This is a genomic window from Acidovorax sp. 69 (genome assembly GCF_002797445.1).
GTDB lineage: Bacteria > Pseudomonadota > Gammaproteobacteria > Burkholderiales > Burkholderiaceae_C > Acidovorax.
On sequence record NZ_PGEP01000001.1, the window covers coordinates 4,883,287 to 4,901,990 of the forward strand.

Consider the following 18,704-nt stretch of genomic DNA (forward strand, 5'->3'; position numbering starts at 1 on the left):
CCGGAGACCGCCATGCCCATGTCCCACTCCACCCGGCTGCGCCGCGCCGTGCTTGCCAGCCTGGCGCTGGGCGCCACCGCCCTGCTGGCACCCGCTGCCCAGGCCGCAGATCCGTGGCCCGCCAAGCCCATACAGCTGGTGATTCCCTACCCGCCCGGTGGCAGCGCCGACCTGCTGGGCCGGCCGCTGGCCGTGCAGCTGCAGCAGCAGCTGGGGCAGACCGTGGTGCTGGAATACAAGCCCGGCGCGGGCGGCACGCTGGCTTCGCAGTATGTGGCGCGGGCCAAGCCCGATGGCTACACCGTGCTGATGGTGCTGGCCGCGCATGCCATCAACGACAGCCTCTACCCCAAACTGCCCTACGACACGCGCAAGGACTTCGCGCCCGTGTCGCTGGTGGCCAACCTGCCGATGGTCGTGGCGGCCAGTGGCAAGCTGCCCGCCAAGAATGTCCAGGAGCTGATCCAGGCTGCCAAGGCCGCACCCGGCAAGCTCACTTTTGGCTCGGCAGGCAATGGCAACACCGGGCACCTGGCCGCCGAATATTTCAGCAGCATTGCCGGGGTCAAGATGACGCACGTGCCCTACAAGGGCAGCGCGGGCGTGGTCAATGCCATGCTGGCGGGCGACATCGACCTCACGTTCGACAGCATCTCCACCTCCATGCCGCACATCCGTGGCGGACGCATGCATGCGCTGGCCGTCACCAGCCCGCAGCGCTCGGCACTGGCGCCCGAAGTGGCGACGGTGCAGGAGCAGGGCATCGCCGGCTTCGACGTGACCGGCTGGTATGCGCTGATCGCACCGGCCGGCACGCCGCCAGAGGTTACCCAGCGTCTGAGCCGCGAGATCGCCACTGCGTTGCGTCAGCCCACGCTGCAGGCGCAGCTAGCCGCTGGCGGTTACGAACCTGTGGGCTCCACGCCCGAGGCGCTGCAAACGCACATCGAGCGCGAGATCACCCGCTGGGCCGCCGTGGTCAAGTCCACTGGCGCCAAGGTGGACTGACCATCACCGCCATGTCCATTCCGCTTTCCCCCTCCATCGACATGCCCTCAAGCCCCTTTGAACACGAAGCGCCCGACATGCTTTTCGGGCTCCCCATGCCCATGGCGCGCGCCATGGCACTGCGCGGCGAGCGTATCGGTGATGACATGGCCCAGGTGCGCATGGGCTTTAAACCGGACCAGGCCAACAGCCGTGGCGATGTGCATGGCGGCGCCATTGCTTCGCTGCTCGATTGCGCACTGGCCTCGGCCGTGCGCGCCCATGATCCGGCCGCCTATGGCGTCGCCACCATCGATCTCACGCTGCACTTCGTGGCGGCTGGCAGCGGCGACATGGTCGCCACGGCCCATTGCGAGCGGCGCGGGCGTTCCATCAGCTTCGCACGGGGCGAGGTGCGCGCCGCAGACGGCACCCTGGTGGCATTGGCCACGGGCACCTTCAAGCTGATGGCGCGCACGCCAGCGCATGCAGGGGTATAGGCACCGACGGGCGGCAAGAAAACGGCAGCGCGGCGCACGCCCGCAGCTTGCAGCAAGCGGCCCCAGATCGGCGCCGCCAACGCCCACAGCCGGGCGAATTTTTCGGGGCGTCGCTATCCACCGGCATGAAGCGCGCGGCGACGATATGTGCCATGCCATCACGGCTGGCCATGCGAGCCGACGCCGTAGCAGCCGCAGGACAACTTGCCCTTGTGATCCCGCATCCAGGCCCCGAACTCCTGCAGGTTCTGCGAGCGTGAGTCGGCCGTGACCCCCCGGGTAATCGGTGCCAGGCCACACGCACCAGCGGGGTCAGGTCGGTCGACCGACCGTAGGGCGTCTTCTTGTACAGGTACAGGTTGGGCAACATGGACGAGGTATTGCCCAGCAGCGTCGTCATGCCACCGGGCGGGGACTTACCCACTGCATCACCCGCGATCGATCAGGCCAGCGGCACCGGGCCTGTTGTCGACCACCACCGAATGGCCGAAGCGCTGCGCCATGCGCTCACCCCGCTCACGCGCAATGGCGTCGGTGGCACCACTGGCTGGCACTGACTTCATCCAAGGGGGTTGGCGTCGCGAGGCATCGCGCGTCTCCTTGTATTAGAAGGCTGAGGCCCATCAGTCCATCGATATCTGTGCCGCCTCGGCCACGCTCTTCCAATGCGTGGCATCCCTGTCGATCTGGGCCTTGAACTCATCGGGCAGCGAGCCCACGGCAATCAGCCCCATCTCGGTCAGGCGTTTGTTCAGCTCGGGGGTCTTGACGATGGCCGCCACCTCGGTGCCCAGCCTGTCCACGATGGCCTTGGGCGCCGTGGCGGGCAGGAACATGCCGAACCAGCCATTGGCCTCCAGGCCAGGGTAGCCCGCCTCGGTCATGGTGGGCACCTGTGGCAGGGCCGGATGGCGCTGGGCGCCCGTCACGGCCAGGATGTTGATCTTGTCCGACTTGATGTGCGGGTAGGCGGCCGTGGCATCGACGAAGGCCAGCGTCAGCTGCCCCCCCAGCATCGCCGCCATCTCCGGCCCCGAGCCCTGGTAGGGGATGTGGGTGATGTCGATGCCGGCCTTTTGCTTGAAGCGCTCGCCGTTCATGTGCGACGAGGTGGCGTTGCCATAGCTGCCGTAGTTGAACGTGCCGGGCGCGGCCTTGGCCTTCTGAACGAACTGTTCGAGCGTGGTCACGCCCGAGCTGCGCGGCACCATCAGCAAGTCTGCCGACTTGGCCACCTGCGACACCGGGGCCAGATCGCTGAGCTTGTAGGGCACCTTCTTGTACAGCGCCGGGATCTGCACCACGGTGGTGATGCCCATGAGCACGGTGTAGCCATCGCCGGGCGCCTTGGCCACGGTGTCGTTCCCCAGGATGCCGCTGGCGCCGGGCTTGTTCTCCACCACCACGGGCTGGCCCAGGCGCTGGGACAGCTGCACGCCGATCAGTCGGGCGATGATGTCGGTGCCGCCGCCGGCCGGATAGGGCACGATGACGCGGATGGGTTTGCTGGGGTAATGGTCCTGTGCCTGGGCGCTGCCGATGCCGCAGGCGGCCAGAGCGATCAGGGGTAGCCATTGGCCCAGGGTCTTGCGCCGGGTGAATGCCATGGTGATGTCTCCTTGAATGTTGTGTAGGGAACGGATGGCTCGGGCTACAGCGTGCGGGCGATGATTTCCTTCATGATCTCGTCGCTGCCGCCGTAGATACGACCGATGCGCGCATCGGTCCAGGCGCGGCCCACCTGGTATTCGGTCATGTAGCCGTAGCCACCATGCAGTTGCAAGAACTCGTCGAGCAGGCGGTTTTGGAGCGCCGTGGCATTGAGCTTGACCATGGCGGCGCGCTCGGGCGACAGCTCGCGCTTCATATGCAAGGCGATGCAGTCGTCCACGAACACGCGCAGCATGGTGGCCTGGGCCTTCGCCTCTGCGAGCTTGAAGCGCGTGTTCTGGAACTCGAACACCGTCTGGCCAAAGGCCTTGCGCTCGCGGGTGTAGTCCACCGTCTTTTTCAGGAAGGTCTCGATGTTCGTGGCCGCGCGCACCGCCACCACCAGGCGCTCCTGCGCCAGCTCGTGCATCAGGTATTTGAAGCCCATGTTTTCTTGGCCCAGCAGGTTGTCCACCGGCACCTTGACGTTGTCGAAGAACAGCTCGGAGGTGTCCTGCGCCATGAGACCGATCTTTTCCAGCTTGCGGCCCTTGCTGAAGCCCGGCGTGCCCTCCTCCACCACGATCAGCGACACGCCCTTGGCACCCAGCTCGGGCGCGGTCTTGGCCACCACGATGACGATCTCGCAGTTGATGCCGTTGGTGATGAAGGTCTTGCTGCCGTTGAGAAGATAGTGGTCGCCCTCGCCGCTCTTGACCAGCGTGGCCGTGGTGCGCACCGATTTCAGGTCGCTGCCCGCGCCGGGCTCGGTCATGGCGATGGCGCCGATCAGCTCGCCCGCCGCCATCTTGGGCAGCCAGCGATCCTTTTGCGCCGTGCTGCCGTAGGTGTTGATGTAGGGGGCGACGATGTCCGAGTGCAGCGGAAACCCCAGGCCCGTGGCGCCCGTGCGGCCCACTTCCTCGATCAACACTGCAGCGTGGCCGAAGTCGCCGCCGCCGCCGTACGGCTCAGGCAACATGGTGTTCAGCAGGCCCTCACGGCCCGCCTTGCGCCACACCTCCTTGGGCACGATGCCCTGGCGCTCCCACTCGGCATGAAAGGGCACGACTTCCTTGTCGAAGAAGCGGCGCACCTGCTCGCGGAAATGTTCGTGGTCTTCACGGTAGACAGTGCGCTGGATCAGGTCTTGCATGGTCGGTATCTCGGAATAAAAAGGTCAAATCTGGCTCTAGCGCTTATCTGTAAAGCACCAGCAGCTATGGTTTCAGGAGTCGCGCAGGGCAAAACCCGCCTGCGGCTCCTCGCGAAAGCGATCCTTGAGCTTGCGGCGCAGCAGCTTGCCGGTCTCCAGGCGCGGCAAGGTATCGACGAACACCATGCGCTGGGGCAGCTTCATGCGCGCCAGCACGTCGGCCGCCTGGGCGGCGATAGCGCGGGCCGTTGCGAGAGATCCGTCCGCCCCGCGGCGCAGCACCACAGCCGCCAGGGGCTGCTCGCCAAAGTCGGGGTGGGGCACGCCCACCACGGCCACCTCTTGCACGTCGGGGTGGCGCATCAGCGCGTTCTCGATCTCCTGTGGGTACAGGTTGACACCGCCCGAGAGGATCAGGTCGGCGCGGCGGTCGCTCAAATACAGATAGCCCTCGGCATCGACATGGCCGATGTCTCCATAGGTGATCCAGCCGCGCTCGTTGATGGCCTGGCGGGTCTTCTCCGGGTCGTTGAGGTAGCTGAACTGGCCGCCGCCCGAGAAATACACCTGACCGATCTCGCCCACGGGCAACTCCTGCCCGGCGTCGTCCACGATGTGCAGCTGGCCCGCGGTGGGCCTGCCCACTGAGCCGGGGCGCAAGCGCCATTCCTGCGACGAAATCATCGTGGTGCCGCAGCCCTCGGAGCCCGCGTAGTACTCCATCAGGATGTCGCCCCACCAGTCCAGCATGGCGTGCTTGACATGTACCGGGCAGGGCGCCGCGGCATGGATGGCCACGCGGTGGCTGGACAGGTCGTAGCGCCGGCGCACCTCTTCAGGCAGCTTGAGCAGGCGGCCGAACATGGTGGGCACCCACTGGCTGTGGGTGACGCGGTGGCGCGCGATGAGGGCCAGGGCGGTTTCCGCGTCAAAGCGCTCCATGATCACGGCCTGCCCACCGAGTTCCAGCACACGCAGCGTGTAGCGCAGCGGCGCCGCGTGGTACAGCGGCGCAGGCGACAGATACACGGTGTGTTCGTCCATGCCCATGAGGCGGCCCGTGCCCAGCGCCTCGGGGTCGGTCTGGCCACGCAGGTGGCTTGGCTGCAGGGGCTTGAGCACGCCCTTGGGCCGGCCCGTGGTGCCCGATGAATACAGCAGGTCGCGCCCCAGCGGGCGGTCCGCAAAGTCGGCCGGCGGGCCCTGCAGGGCCTGCAGCGCGGCCCGCAGCGACTGGGCCTGCGGTGTGGCGTCGTCCACGGTCCAGCAGGGCAAGGGGTGGGCCGCCTGCGACTCCGCCAACTGGGGCAAGGTCTTGTGCGAGGCCACGACCAGCCGTGCGCCGCAGTCCTTCACGATGTAGGCCACCTCGGCAGGCATCAGGTGGGTGCTGAGCACGGCGGCATACAGGCCCGCCTGCCGGGCCGCCAAGGCCAGGGCCAGGATCTCGACGCGGTTTTCCAGCACCACCGCAAAGCGCTCGCCCGCCTGCAACCCCTGGGCATGGAGCCACTGCGCCATCTGCAAGGCGCTGTGCGCCACTTCGCCAGCAGTGTGGTGCGTGCCGGTTTCGGCCATGACCAGTACCACCCGCTCGGGAGCCGTCGCCGTGCGGCCGAAAAAGTCCTGCATACCTGTCACCTGTTGCTCCTTGGCAAGGCGCCGTGGTGAAGAAGTCCACCAAAAGCAAAATGCCTGTCTCACAAAACCGATGTGTTGACCGATTTTTTCAGGCTGATGCCGTAAAAAATACCGGGTAAACACGGTCTTCAGCACAAACTAACGCGCACAAAATCATTTTTAATGGATCATAAGTCTCATAAACACATGGAGTGAGCATGAATATTCCTGTCATCGTCGATGCCATCCGCAGCCCCATGGCCCGGGCCAAGCCCGACGGCGCACTGGCCGAGGTCCACCCCGTGGACTTGCTCTCCCAGGTGCTGGAGCAACTGGTGGCCCGCAACCGGCTCGATCCCGGCACTGTGGACGACGTGATCTGCGGCTGCGTCAGCCAGGCGGGCGAGCAGGCCGGCACCCCCGGGCGCCTGGCCTGGCTGGCTGCCGGCCTGCCCGCGCATGTGCCCTCCACGACCATCGACCGCAAGTGCGGCTCCAGCCAGCAGGCCGTGCACTTCGCGGCCCAGGCCATCATGGCCGGCACGCAGGACATCGTGATCGCCTGCGGCGTGGAGTCGATGAGCCGCGTGCCCATGGGCAGCTCGCGCATGGGCAAGAACACCACCGGCCCGCGTTTTGACGCGCGCTACGCCCCGGGCCTGGTGGGCCAGGGCGTGTCCGCCGACCTGGTGGCCGCCAAATGGGGCCTGTCGCGCGCCGACCTCGACGCGTACGCCGCGCGATCGCACCAGCGCGCCCACACCGCGCAGTCCGGCGGCCAATTCGAGCGCGAGATTGTCGGCATTGATGCGCCCTCCGGCCGCGTGCTGCAGGACGAAACCATCCGCTCCGGCACCACGGTGGAAAAGCTCGCTGGCCTCAAGGCTGTGTTCGAGAGCGCGGAGCTGACGGCGCGCTTTCCGCAGATCCAGTGGAGCACCACGGCGGGCAACGCATCCCAAATGACCGACGGCGCCAGCGCCATGCTCATCATGAGCGAAGCGCGCGCGCTGCAGCTGGGCCTCACGCCCCGCGCGCGCTTTGTGGCCTTTGACGTGGTGGGCGACGACCCGCTGTACATGCTGACGGCCCCCATTCCAGCCACGCAGCGCGTGCTGGCCAAGGCGAAGATGACGCTGGACGACATCCAGCACTACGAGATCAACGAGGCTTTTGCCAGCGTGCCCATGGCCTGGCAAAAAGAGCTGAAGGCCGACGGCGAGCGCCTGAACCCGCGCGGTGGTGCCATTGCCCTGGGCCACCCGCTGGGCGCCTCGGGGATCCGCCTCATGACCACGATGCTGCACGCCCTGGAAGACAGCGGGCAGCGCTACGGCCTGCAGTCCATGTGCGAGGCTGGCGGCATGGCCAACGCCACCATCATCGAGCGCCTTTAACTATCAATTTAATAGCTAATAGCGCTTGATAAACGGGCGCTAGAGACCTAAATGAAGGAAAAACAATGAAACTGCAACAAGGAATGACCGCCCTCGTCACCGGCGGCGTCTCGGGCCTGGGCGAGGCCTCGGCCATCGCGCTGCTGGAGCGCGGGCTGAACGTGGTGGCCGTGGACCTGAACGACGAGCGCGGCGCCGCCATGGAACAGCAATACGCGGGCCGCCTGCGCTATGTGAAGGCCGACGTGGCGGACGCCCACCAGATGGCCCAGGCCGTCGCCGCCGCCGAGGCCTTTGGCAACTTCCGCGCGCTGGTGCATTGCGCCGGCATCGGCGGGCCGGTGCGCCTGATCGAAAAGGACGGCAGCCCCGGGTCGCTGGAGAAGTACGTCAACATCATCCGCGTCAACCAGATCGGCAGCTTCAACACGCTGCGCCTGGCGGCCGTGAGCATGGCCAAAAACGAGCCCATCGACGGCGAGCGCGGCGTGTGCGTGCTCACCGCTTCGGTGGCGGGCTACGAGGGGCAGATCGGCCAGATCCCCTACGCATCCTCCAAGGCGGGCGTGATCGGCATGACCATCGTGGCCGCGCGCGACCTGGCGTCCAAGTTCATCCGCGTGTGCACTATCGCCCCCGGCCTGTTCGACACGCCCATCCTGGCCAAGCTGCCCGAGAACGTGCGCCAGTCGCTCGGCGCCTCCGTGCCCCACCCGGCGCGCCTAGGCCACCCCAACGAGTACGCGCTGACCGCGCTGCACATCCTGGAGAACCCCATGCTCAACGGCGAGACCATCCGCCTGGACGGCGCCATCCGCATGGCGCCGAGATGACAACCCCCTGAGGCGCTACGCGCCTTCCCCCTTCTCTCTGCGCGCTTCGCGCTCCGGGAAGGGGGACGCAGCCAGCGCGGCGGGGCGGCCCTTGCGCGGCTGCCTTGGTCTGGGCAACGCCAGTTTCAGAGGTCGGGGCTACGCAATGCGGTGAACAACGCCGAGAAGAACTGAAAGGAATTTTTTAATGACATCCACGGTACTGGTCGAAGTGCGCGGCAACGTGCAGATCATGACGCTGAGCAACCCCGAGGCGCGCAATGCCGCCACGCTGGAGATGGCCGAGGCTATGGCCGCCGCGCTGGATGCGCTGGACAACAACCCGGCGCTGCAGGTGGGCATCGTCACCGGCGCGGGGAGCACCTTCTGTGCAGGCATGGACTTGAAGGGTTTTTTGCAGGGCAAGCGCCCGAGCATCGCCGGGCGAGGGTTTTGTGGCCTCACACAAAAGCCGCCGCGCAAACCACTGATCGCCGCCGTCGAGGGCTATGCGCTGGCCGGTGGCTTCGAGCTGGTGCTGGCCTGCGACCTGATCGTGGCCGCGCGCACGGCCAAGTTCGGCCTGCCCGAGGTCAAGCGGGGTTTGGCGGCTACCGCGGGTGGCCTGTTGCGCCTGCCCAAGCGCCTGCCCTACCACGTCGCCATGGAATGCATCCTCACCGGCGACATGTTCGGCGCCGAGCGTGCGCAGGCCCATGGCCTGGTCAACCGCCTGGTCGAGCCCGGCCAGGCGCTGGACGCCGCCCTGGAACTGGCCCAGACCGTAGCGGCCAATGGCCCGCTGGCGCTGATCGCCAGCAAGCGCGTGGCGCAGGAGTCGGCCGACTGGCCGCAGGCCGAGATGTTTGACCGCCAAGCCGTCATCACCACGCCGGTGTTCGCCTCGCAAGACGCACGCGAAGGGGCCACGGCTTTTGCCGAGAAGCGCCTGCCGGTCTGGCAGGGTGTTTGAGGGAAGCTTTGTTGGAAGGCTTGATGGAAAAAGAGGCACTAACGCCCGTCCATCCATCGCTTAACGCTACCAAGTCAGTAGCAAAAAAACGGCCGTCGTGCCGCCATAACCCAAGGAGGCAAACCATGCCATTTCCCCATCGCCGCCATGCGCTGCGCCTGGCGGGCGCCAGCGCCCTGCTGGGCCTGGCCACCCTGGCGACATCACTGCCCGCGCGGGCAGACGCCGCCTGGCCCACGCGCCCCATCACCTTCGTCGTGCCGGGTGCGGCCGGAGGCACCACCGACACGCCCGCGCGCTTCATGGCGCTAAAGCTCAGCGAGCGGCTGGGCCAGCCCATCGTGGTGGACAACAAGCCAGGCGCCGGTGGTTCACTGGGCAGCAGCTTCGTGGCGCGCGCCCAACCCGACGGCTACACCGTGCTGGTCGGCAACACCGGCTCCAACGCCATCAACTACACCGCCTACCAGAAGCTCCCGTACAAGGCCGACGATTTCATCGCGCTGACCGACATGATCTCGTTCGCCAACGTGCTGGTCGTGCCGGTGAAGTCGCCCATCAAGGGCCTGAAAGACCTCGTCGCCGCTGCCAAGCGCGAGCCGGGCAAGCTGGCGTTTTCGTCGGCGGGCGTGGGCCAGACCACGCACCTGATGGGTGAGCTGCTGCGCCAGAGCGCGGGCGTCGATGTGGTCCATGTGCCCTACAAGGGCTCTGCCCCGGCCACCATGGCCATCGTGGGCGGCGAAACGCAATTCATGTTCGACAACCTCACGGGATCGCTGGGCCACGTCAAGGACGGCAAGCTGCGCGCGCTGGCCGTGACCGGCGCCACGCGCGAGCCGGAGCTGCCCGACGTGCCCACCATGACCGAACTGGGCATGAAGGACTTCGACAAGGTGGGGTGGATGGGCTTCTTCCTGCCCGCCAAGACGCCACCGGCGGTGGTGAAGAAGCTCACCGACAACCTCATCGCCGTGCTGCAGGACCCGGCCGTGGTGCAGCGCTACCGCGAGCTCGGTGGCCGCCCTGGTGGCATGGCACCCGAGCAGTTCTCGAAGATCGTGGAGCGCGACCGCCAGGACTGGGGCGACCTGATTCGCAGCCAGAAGTTGCAACTGGATTGAGGACACACCATGCACGACCCCCAAGCCTTCGCAGGCCGCCATGTGTTCGTGGCGGGCGGCAGCAGTGGCATCAATCTCGGTATAGCCCAGGCGTTTGCCCGCGCGGGCGCCCATGTCACCGTGATGAGCCGATCGCCCGACAAGGTGCAGCAGGCGGCCGACGGGCTGCGCGCGCTGGGTGCGCAGGCGCTGGGCATCAGCGCTGATGTGCGCGACGCCGCGGCGGTGGAGGCCGCGCTGCACCAGTCGCATGAAAAGTTCGGCGACATCGACGTGCTGGTGTCGGGCGCTGCGGGCAACTTCCTGGCCCCGGCCAAGGACTTGTCGCCCAACGGCTTCAAGACCGTGATCGACATCGACCTGAACGGCACCTTCCACGTGCTGCGCCTGGCTTACCCGATGCTCCGGAAGCCAGGGGCGAGCGTCATCAACATCTCGGCACCACAGGGCGTCAACCCCACGATGTACCAGGTGCACGCCTGCGCGGCCAAGGCCGGCATCGACATGATGACGCGCGTGCTGGCCATGGAATGGGGCGAGGCGGGTGTGCGCGTAAACGCCATCGCGCCCGGCCCCATTGCCGATACCGAAGGCATCCGCCGGCTGGCACCCACCCCCGAGGCGATGGCCGCCGCGACCGCCGTGGTGCCGCTGCAGCGCATGGGCACGCTCGACGACATCGCCAACATGGCGCTGTTCCTGTCGTCACCTCTGGCCAGCTTTGTGACGGGCGCCGTCATCCCCGTGGATGGGGGCTCGTCGTTGCCCGGTGGGCGCGACATGCGCGCGTCCTATGTACCCCGGAGCGCGGCATGAAACCGGCCTTTGAGCGCATCGTTTTCGACGTGCAGGACGGCGTGGCCACGCTGACCCTGAGCAACCCCGACAAGCGCAACGCCTTCGACCCCGCCATGCGCGGGGAGATGGCCGCAGTGGTGCGCCAGGTGCAGGCCGACCCGGCCATCCGCGCGCTGGTGCTGACGGGTGCGGGCGCACATTTCTGCTCGGGCGGCGACCTCTCCAACATAGCGGCCAGCGGCCTGGACAACGGTGGCTGGCGCCGCCGCCTGACCAGCCTGCACGACTGGCTCAAGGACCTGGTGCTGCTGGACAAGCCGGTGATCGCCGCCGTCGATGGCGCGGCCTACGGCGCGGGCTTCAGCCTGGCTCTGGCGGCCGACTTCATCGTGGCCAGCACACGCGCGCGTTTTGCCATGTCCTTCGTCCGCATGGGCGTCGTGCCGGACTGCGCGGCGTTCTACACGCTGCCGCGCGTCGTCGGCGTGCAGCGTGCGCGCGAACTGATGCTGTCAGGGCGCGAGGTGTCTGCACAGGAAGCACTGCGGCTGGGCATTGCCTTTGAGCTGGTCGAACCCGAGGCGCTGCAAGCACGCGCCCAGGCGATTGCGCGCAGCTTCGTGGATGCTTCCCCGGTGGCGCTGAGCCTCATCAAGCGCTCACTGACCCTGGCCGCCAGCGACCTGCCCTCGCTGCTGGAACAGGAAGCCAACGCGCAGGCGCTGGCCATGGGAACACCCGAACACCGCGAGGCCGTGCGTTGCTTTCTAGAAAAAAAGCCGCTGCCCTTTCAGTGGCCGCAGGTGTGAGAGCGCCTGTTGGCGATGAATCAAGCGAGAATCAGCGATTTTTCGAGGTCCATGTGAACGTGAACGCAGATCCAGACGGCAAATTGGTCAGCGCCCTGGTGCGCGGCGTTTCCATATTGCAGTGCTTTTCGAACAAGTGCCAGGAGCTCAGCGCCAAGGAACTGATGGACCTGACCGGGCTGCCCAAGCCCACGCTGTTCCGCCTCACAGACACCCTGTGTGAGCTGGGCTTGCTGCGCTACTCGGAGCGGCTGTCCAAGTACGTGCCAGGCCTGGGCCTGCTCGGCCTGTCCTCGCCAGTGCTCACGCGCCTGGCCCTGCGGCAATTCGCCCGGCCGCAGATGCAGGCGCTGGCTGACCTGACGGAGGGGCAAGTGCAGTTGGCCGTGGGCTTTCGGCGCGAGCTGTGCCTTGTGGAGCAGGCCAACAGCCTGGGCAACCCCGTCTTCCGGCCCGAGGTCGGCGTGCGCACCTCGTTGTCGCGCACCGCGTCGGGGCGTGCCTATCTATTGGGCCTGCCGGAGGTGGAGCGCGAGGCCTACCTGCGCGACTTGCGCGCCACGGACCCGCAGCGCGCCGACTGGCTCGATCAGCGGTTGGGCGACGCACGCCACGACCTGGCCACCAACGGCTTTTGCCGCAGCCATGGCGACCTGCACCGCGAGCTGGAGTCGATTGCGGTGGCTATGTCCAAGCCGCAGGACGGCGAGCTGTGGGTGTTTGCCGTGACGCTGCCCGTCTACAGCCCCCTGTGCGGCAAGCTGGAGACCGAAGTGGGCCCGCGCCTGCGCACGCTGGTGCGGTCGGTAGAGAGCGTGCTGGGGACCTCGGGCCTGTCGTGACAGCATTCACGCAAGCCCAAACAAACACAACCCAAGGAGACATCGTGAAGGTTCTGGACAGCGTGCGCGTGCTGGAGATTGGTGGCCTGGGCCCGGGGCCGTTCTGTGCCATGCACCTGGCTGACCTGGGTGCGGACGTGATCTCCGTGGTGCGCGAGGCCAAGGGCAAGACGCCCACGGGCCCGCTGCTCAACCGAGGCAAGCGCTCGGTGTTTGCCGACCTCAAGACCGAGGAGGGCCGCCAGCTGGTGCTGGCGCTGGTGGCCGAGGCCGACGCGCTCATTGAGGGCATGCGCCCCGGCGTGATGGAGCGCCTGGGCCTGGGCCCCGACGAATGCCTGCGTGTCAACCCGCGCCTGGTCTACGGGCGCATGACCGGCTGGGGCCAGAGCGGGCCGCTGGCGCCACGCGCGGGGCACGACACGAACTACGCCGCCGTCAGTGGCGCGCTGTGGGGCTGCGGCCCGGTTGACGCGCGGCCCGTGTCGCCCTTTGCCGTGCTGGGCGACATCGGCGGCGGCGCCCTGTACCTGATGACGGGACTGCTGTCTGGCATCGTGCAGACGCGCGCCACGGGCCGTGGCACAGTGGTGGACGCGGCCATCGTGGACGGCTCGGCCCACATGCTGAACTTGATGCTCAGCGCGCGCCAGAACGGCGTGGTGGCAGACACGCGCGGGCAGAGCGTTCATGACAGCGCACCGTTCTATGACACCTATGTTTGCGCGGACGGTGAGCACATCACCATCGGCGCCCTGGAGCCGCAGTTCTACAGCCTGTTGCTGGACACGCTGGGGCTCGTGGCGCATCCTGATTTTGGCGGAGCGCAATGGGACAAAGCCGCCTGGCCCGTGCGCCGCGCGCGCTTGGCCGCGCTTTTTCTGACGCAGCCACGCGCACATTGGCAGGCCCTGCTCGAGCCCACGGATGCCTGCTTTGGCGCCGTGCTCAGCCCCCTGGAGGCCGCACAGCACCCCCACATGCGTGCGCGCGGCGTGTACAGCGAACACCAGGGCGTGCTGCAGGCCGCGCCGGCGCCACGTTTTGACGGCGCAGCCTATGCGCCCGCAGACGCCTGCCTGCCCGGCGCACACACACAGGCGATCATGCAAGGGCTGGAACAGGCCGGCGCGCAGGCGGTGTGGCGGCAGCGCCGAGCGCCCTAGGCGGCGCGCGGATTCAGCGTTTTTTTAGCAGCGGCGACGCTGGCAGCAGCCGGAACGCCATCGATGCCAGCGCCAGCCACGCGGCAATGGCCAGCAGCACCACCCGGTAAGGCTCCATGCCCCGGGCCCCGGCCCAGGCGCCCACGGCACCGGTCAGCGACTGCATCAGCGCCACGCCCAGAAACATGGCCATGGTGTACAGGGACAGGGCGCGCCCTGTCAGCTCGGACGGATAGGACGACCGCACATCGCTGTATTGCAGGATGCTGTAGCCAGACAACAGCCCCATCAAAATCATCAGCGCCACGGTGGCGCCACCGTGGTGCAAGAAGGCCATGACCCCAAACAGGCCTGCCATCAACAGCGACGCGTTGCCCACCCAGGCCCGGCGCCGATGCATGCCCGGGTCCATCCGCCCGAACGCGGCCGGCGTGAACAGGGCGATCAAGGACAGCGCCAGCGCCACGTTGCCGCTGTCGAGCAGCGAGAAGCCGAAGCGGTCCATCAGCAGCGGCCCCAGCCACAGGCCGCGCAGCGACAGGAAGGCCGCGTAACACGACATGCCCAGCACAACGATGCCCCAGGTGTGGGGCATGGCAAGAAGGGCGCCAACACCCGCCAGGGCCTGGCCCCAGGTTTGTGCGAGGCGCGGCGGCGCGTCGGGGTGCGCAGGCTCACGCACCAGCGCGAAGATCAGCAGCCACGACAGCGCGCTCAGCGCGCAGAGCACGCCAAAACCCGCGCGCCACCCCCAGTGCAGCACCACCCAGGCCAGCGGCGTGCCGGTGAACAGCAGGCCCAGGCCGCCCACTCCCATGGACATGCCCGAGAAGAAAGCAAAACGCTCGGCCGCAAAATGCCGGGCAATGAACAGCGTACAGGCCACAAAGGCCGGCGAATAGCCCACGCCGATGAGCACCTGCCCCGCCATGAGCCAGCCATAGCTGGGCGCCAGGGCCGACAAGGCGGCGCCAGCGATGCCCAGGGGCGCCGCCGCGAGCACCGTGCGGCGCAGGCCGTAGCGGTCCAGGCCAATCCCCATGAGCAGTTGCGCCACGCCAAAGGACAGGCCGAACAGCCCCGCAAATGCACCCAGTGATGAGGCCTGCAGCCCGAAATCCACTTGCAGGCCCTGGGCCACGATGGCGGTGGTGGTGCGGTACGCCTGGCTCAGTGCGAAGCCCGACAGCAATGCCAGCAACATGACCCACAGGGGTTGCGTGCGCGATGGGTCGGCCGTGGGGGCGAGAGAGGGTGATGCCATGGCGGTGATTGTGCGGGTCGCAGCGTGGACGGGCAGGCGGTATTGCCTGGCACCGTCCGACCGGCCTCAGCGGGCCGCCATGCGCTGCTGTGCCAGCGCGTGGCGCTGCAAGGTGTGCTGCGCCTGCGCCAGCACTGGCGCATCCACCATGCGGCCGTCGAGCACGCAGACGCCGCCACCGGCGTCCTGTAGAGCCTGCCGCACGCGATACGCCTGGGCCACCGCGGCATCATCAGGGTCGAATACGGCGTGCAGCACCGGCACCTGTGCCGGGTGGATGCACAGCTTGCCGCCAAAGCCCATGCGCCGGGCGCGCTCGGCGTCATGGGCCATGCGCTCGGGGTTGCGTGTGTCCACTGTCACGCCATCCACAGGCGCAGCCAGCCCCGCGCGGCGCGCGGCGAACACCATGGCCATGCGCACAGGCAGCAGCTCGGCCTCATCCTCGGCGCAGTCCATCCCGGCATCGACCTGGAAGTCCAGGTGCCCGAAGGCCAGACGCACCACCTGCGGCGCGGCCGCCAGCGCGTCGGCGGCGGTAAGACCCGCCACGCTTTCCACCAGTGGCACCAGGGCGACGTTCGGCCCGCCAGCCTGGACCACGGCCTGCAGCGTCTGCACGCGCTCGGCCTTGGGCACCACGGCACCACCCAGACCCAGGGCCATGAGTTGGGCCAGAGCCTGCAGGTCGGCCGCAAACCAGGGCGAGCCGTCGGCGTTGATGCGCACCAGCAGACGCGCCCGCTGCGCGGCATCGAGCGCGGCCATGGCGACCAACAGGGCGGTCCGCGCCGCCTGCTTGTCGACAGGTGCAACAGCATCCTCCCAGTCAGCGATCACCACGTCGGCGCCGCTGGCCAGGGCCTTGGGTAACCGCTCTGGCTGGGTGGCGGGCACGAACAGAAAGGAACAGGCCCGGGCCATCGAATCAAACATGGAGGCTTTCTTTTTTCGAGAACGGGGTCACGTCAGCAGTGTTTGCACGCGCGGCCATTCCTGCACCCGCCACAGGTGCTGCACGGCGGCCTCGGCTTGCGCGGCGGGCACCGCACCGCCATAGGCCGCCAGGCGCAGGGCCTTGGCGGTGATTTCGGCGCGCGACAGGGTGTTGCCGGGGTCGCCCTTGGGCTCGTCCACGCGGCCGTGCAGCGTGCGGCCGTCGGTCGTCTGCACGGTGACCTTGCCGATCCAGCGCTGCGGGTAGGCGCCGTCCACTTCGGGGTCCAGCTCCATGCGCACCTTCTCGCGCAGGGCCACGGTGTCGGGGGCCAGGAACTGCGCGTCGAACTCGGTCAAACCCGCATGGCCAAAACGCGCCGCCAATGCCAGCACCGTGCCCATGGAGAACTTGCTCTGGTGCACCGTGGCGGGCGAGACCACCGGCCCCAACACGTCGATGGCGCCCTGGTGCACATGGCAGGTCACCTGCGCGATGTCGGTGGTCGCCAGGCCATGGTCGCGCATCACCTGCTGCAGCGCGTCGGCTGCGGGGTGCGTGTGGCGGCACGAGGCATGCCATTTGAACGATGTTTCGGCCGTGGCCCAACGTGTGCCGAGGCCGTCCGTGAGCCTGGCCGGGTTGGCGTCGGTAGACATGCCGGCCGCCAGGCCCTGCGGGCCGGTGAAGATGTCCTGCGCGCCCGTAAAACCGTCCTTGGCCAGGTAGGCCGCCATCAGCCCGGCCGCAGCGGCATGCGCCGTGTGCAGTTGCTTGCTGTCGGCCGCAGTGCGCAAAAACTCCCACAAACCCGCCGACTGCGTGCCGGCCGAGCCAAACGCGTGCTGCATCTGCGCAGGTGTCAGCTCCAGCAGGCGTCCTACGGCGGCAGCGGCGGCCAGCGTGCCAGCCGTGGCCGTGGTGTGGAACACCTTGTAGTGGCTGCGGCCCAAAAACTCACCCACGCGGATACCGACCTCGTAGCCCGCCACGCAGGCCGCCATGAGCTGCGCGCCGCTCGCGCCCAAGGCCTGCGCCACGGCCAGCGCGGGCGGGAAGACCACGGCCGCCGGGTGGAACACCGAGCCGTTGTGCACATCGTCCTGCTCGGCCACATGCGCCGCGGCAGCGTTGGCCAGCGCAGCCATCATGGGGCTGGTGGTGACGCCGCCGTGGCCGATCACTTCGGCGGGGCCGCTGGCGGGCCCCTGCGACAGCGCAAAGCGCGTGATGCTGGCCACCGGCCGCGCATGACAACCGGCCAGCACCGATCCGAACCAATCCACCCACAGGTCTTCGGCGCGGCGCTGCACGGGCGCGGGCACGTCGCTCCACTGCAGCGTGGCGGCAAACTGCGCCAGGGGATGGATGGCGGCTTGGGGTTCTTGCTTCATTTTGGGCTCCAGTGCAGGTGTATCAAGCGCGGGTAGCTATGGTTTTTGATTCAAACAGGTTGCGTGGCCTGCAGTGCGTCGATCTGCTCGGCGTTCCAGCCCAGCGCGGCAAGGATGGCGGCGTTGTGCTGGCCCACGGCGGGGACGGCGTCCATGCGGTAATCAAACGCGCTGTTCACGCCCGGCGGCAGCAGCGCGGGCACATCGCCTGCCGGCGTGCCCACGGTGCGCCAGCGCTGGCGCGCCTGCAGCTGCGGGTGGGCCCGCAGGTCGGCCATGTCGTTCACGCGGGCGTTGGCAATGCCCGCCGCGTCCAGGCGCTCGACCACCTGGGCCGCCGTCAACGCGGAGAATTCCTGCAGGATCAGCGCCTGCAGCGCGTCACGCTGGGCATTGCGCTGCGCGTTGGAACAAAAGCGCGCGTCGGTCGCCACCTCGGGGCGCAGCAGCACGGCGTCGCAAAAAATCTTCCACTCGCGCTCGTTCTGCAGGCCCAGCATCACCGTGCCACCGTCGCCGGCGGTGAACGGCCCGTAGGGGTAGATGCTGGCATGCGATGCGCCGGTGCGCGGCGGCGGCGGCGCGCCTTCGTAGGCGTAGTACATCGGGTAGCCCATCCACTCACCCATGGCTTCGAGCATGGAGACGTCGATGTGGCTGCCCTCGCCCGTCTTGCCGCGCAGCAGCAGGGCCGACAGGATGTTGGTGTAGGCATACATGCCTGCGGCAATGTCGGCCACCGAGATGCCGGATTTGGAGGGTGTCTCGGGCGTGCCCGTCACGGACAGGAAGCCCGCCTCGCTCTGGATCAACAGGTCGTAGGCCTTCTTGTCGCGGTAGGGGCCGTCGGCGCCATAGCCGCTGATGTCACACACGATCAGGCGCGGGTTGTGGCTTTTCAGCGCCGCATGCGACAGCCCCATGCGCGCGGCCGCGCCGGGCGCCAGGTTTTGCACCAGCACATCGGCGGTCTGGAGCAGTTGCAGCAGCGCGGCCTTGGCCTGGGGCTGCTTCACATCGAGCGCCAGGCTTTCCTTGTTGCGGTTGAGCCAGGTGAAGTGCGACGACTGGCCGTTGACCCGCTGGTCGTAGCCGCGCGCGAAGTCGCCGCTACCGGGGCGTTCCACCTTGATGACGCGCGCGCCCAGATCGGCCAGCTGGCGCGTGCAAAACGGTGCGGCCACCGCGTGTTCGAGCGAGACGACGGTGATGCCGTCGAGGGGGCGGGTCATGAGAAGCCTTAATCAGTTGAGGACAGAGCTTGCCGCTGCGCGG

Annotated in this window: 18 protein-coding genes; 11 read left to right on the plus strand and 7 right to left on the minus strand. The window is 67.8% G+C overall.

Translation table 11 applies throughout. From position 1 onward, the window contains the following. Positions 1-12 precede the first annotated feature (12 nt). From CLU85_RS22470 to CLU85_RS23490, 3 genes are all read left to right on the plus strand, one after another. The gene (locus tag CLU85_RS22470) at positions 13-1,008 is read left to right on the plus strand and encodes a tripartite tricarboxylate transporter substrate binding protein (RefSeq protein WP_100412215.1); all 996 of its coding nucleotides are present in this window, start codon (positions 13-15) and stop codon (positions 1,006-1,008) included. A gap of 11 nt (positions 1,009-1,019) precedes the next feature. Beyond that, positions 1,020-1,487: a PaaI family thioesterase gene (locus CLU85_RS22475; RefSeq protein WP_100412216.1), complete on the plus strand. Its 468-nt coding sequence runs from the start codon at positions 1,020-1,022 to the stop codon at positions 1,485-1,487. A 368-nt stretch (positions 1,488-1,855) separates the two neighbouring features. After that, on the plus strand, positions 1,856-2,044 hold the full coding sequence (locus tag CLU85_RS23490; RefSeq protein WP_232727904.1) for a hypothetical protein: 189 nt from the start codon (positions 1,856-1,858) through the stop codon (positions 2,042-2,044). Positions 2,045-2,110: 66 nt separating this feature from the next. Here CLU85_RS23490 and CLU85_RS22485 read toward each other — a convergent pair whose 3' ends face one another. From CLU85_RS22485 to CLU85_RS22495, 3 genes are all read right to left on the minus strand, one after another. After that, positions 2,111-3,094 (minus strand): tripartite tricarboxylate transporter substrate binding protein, encoded by a 984-nt coding sequence (locus CLU85_RS22485; protein WP_100412217.1) that lies wholly within the window; start codon positions 3,092-3,094, stop codon positions 2,111-2,113. Between the two features lie 44 nt (positions 3,095-3,138). Next, the gene (locus CLU85_RS22490) at positions 3,139-4,293 is read right to left on the minus strand and encodes an acyl-CoA dehydrogenase family protein (RefSeq protein ID WP_100412218.1); all 1,155 of its coding nucleotides are present in this window, start codon (positions 4,291-4,293) and stop codon (positions 3,139-3,141) included. 72 nt (positions 4,294-4,365) lie between these two features. Beyond that, a complete protein-coding gene (locus tag CLU85_RS22495) occupies positions 4,366-5,925 on the minus strand; it encodes an AMP-binding protein (protein WP_100412219.1) in 1,560 nt (519 codons plus the stop codon). Between the two features lie 206 nt (positions 5,926-6,131). On the opposite strand from CLU85_RS22495, the gene CLU85_RS22500 reads away from it, so the two are divergent. The 8 genes from CLU85_RS22500 to CLU85_RS22540 all read left to right on the plus strand — a co-directional run bounded on the left by CLU85_RS22500 (position 6,132) and on the right by CLU85_RS22540 (position 13,834). Next, positions 6,132-7,310 carry a thiolase family protein gene (locus CLU85_RS22500; protein ID WP_100412220.1) on the plus strand — a complete coding sequence of 393 codons (1,179 nt, stop codon included), beginning with the start codon at positions 6,132-6,134 and terminating at the stop codon, positions 7,308-7,310. Between the two features lie 65 nt (positions 7,311-7,375). Beyond that, positions 7,376-8,143 (plus strand): SDR family NAD(P)-dependent oxidoreductase, encoded by a 768-nt coding sequence (locus CLU85_RS22505; RefSeq protein ID WP_100412221.1) that lies wholly within the window; start codon positions 7,376-7,378, stop codon positions 8,141-8,143. A 187-nt stretch (positions 8,144-8,330) separates the two neighbouring features. Beyond that, positions 8,331-9,095 (plus strand): crotonase/enoyl-CoA hydratase family protein, encoded by a 765-nt coding sequence (locus CLU85_RS22515; protein WP_100412222.1) that lies wholly within the window; start codon positions 8,331-8,333, stop codon positions 9,093-9,095. A gap of 125 nt (positions 9,096-9,220) precedes the next feature. Next, positions 9,221-10,219, plus strand: coding sequence for a tripartite tricarboxylate transporter substrate binding protein (locus CLU85_RS22520; protein WP_100412223.1), 999 nt, complete (start codon positions 9,221-9,223; stop codon positions 10,217-10,219). 9 nt (positions 10,220-10,228) lie between these two features. Beyond that, positions 10,229-11,035 carry an SDR family oxidoreductase gene (locus CLU85_RS22525; protein ID WP_100412224.1) on the plus strand — a complete coding sequence of 269 codons (807 nt, stop codon included), beginning with the start codon at positions 10,229-10,231 and terminating at the stop codon, positions 11,033-11,035. Then, positions 11,032-11,826 carry an enoyl-CoA hydratase/isomerase family protein gene (locus tag CLU85_RS22530; protein ID WP_100412225.1) on the plus strand — a complete coding sequence of 265 codons (795 nt, stop codon included), beginning with the start codon at positions 11,032-11,034 and terminating at the stop codon, positions 11,824-11,826. The genes CLU85_RS22525 and CLU85_RS22530 overlap by 4 nt, the downstream gene beginning before the upstream one ends. A gap of 53 nt (positions 11,827-11,879) precedes the next feature. Then, positions 11,880-12,668 carry an IclR family transcriptional regulator gene (locus tag CLU85_RS22535; protein WP_369858296.1) on the plus strand — a complete coding sequence of 263 codons (789 nt, stop codon included), beginning with the start codon at positions 11,880-11,882 and terminating at the stop codon, positions 12,666-12,668. 44 nt (positions 12,669-12,712) lie between these two features. Continuing rightward, positions 12,713-13,834 carry a CaiB/BaiF CoA-transferase family protein gene (locus CLU85_RS22540; RefSeq protein WP_100412226.1) on the plus strand — a complete coding sequence of 374 codons (1,122 nt, stop codon included), beginning with the start codon at positions 12,713-12,715 and terminating at the stop codon, positions 13,832-13,834. 13 nt (positions 13,835-13,847) lie between these two features. Here CLU85_RS22540 and CLU85_RS22545 read toward each other — a convergent pair whose 3' ends face one another. From CLU85_RS22545 to CLU85_RS22560, 4 genes are all read right to left on the minus strand, one after another. Further along, a complete protein-coding gene (locus CLU85_RS22545) occupies positions 13,848-15,098 on the minus strand; it encodes a nitrate/nitrite transporter (RefSeq protein ID WP_100412227.1) in 1,251 nt (416 codons plus the stop codon). A gap of 66 nt (positions 15,099-15,164) precedes the next feature. Beyond that, the gene (locus tag CLU85_RS22550) at positions 15,165-16,034 is read right to left on the minus strand and encodes a CoA ester lyase (protein ID WP_100412228.1); all 870 of its coding nucleotides are present in this window, start codon (positions 16,032-16,034) and stop codon (positions 15,165-15,167) included. Positions 16,035-16,061: 27 nt separating this feature from the next. Continuing rightward, positions 16,062-17,429 (minus strand): MmgE/PrpD family protein, encoded by a 1,368-nt coding sequence (locus tag CLU85_RS22555; RefSeq protein ID WP_100412229.1) that lies wholly within the window; start codon positions 17,427-17,429, stop codon positions 16,062-16,064. A gap of 50 nt (positions 17,430-17,479) precedes the next feature. Continuing rightward, positions 17,480-18,661 carry a CaiB/BaiF CoA-transferase family protein gene (locus tag CLU85_RS22560; protein ID WP_100412230.1) on the minus strand — a complete coding sequence of 394 codons (1,182 nt, stop codon included), beginning with the start codon at positions 18,659-18,661 and terminating at the stop codon, positions 17,480-17,482. Between the last annotated feature and the right edge of the window lie 43 nt (positions 18,662-18,704).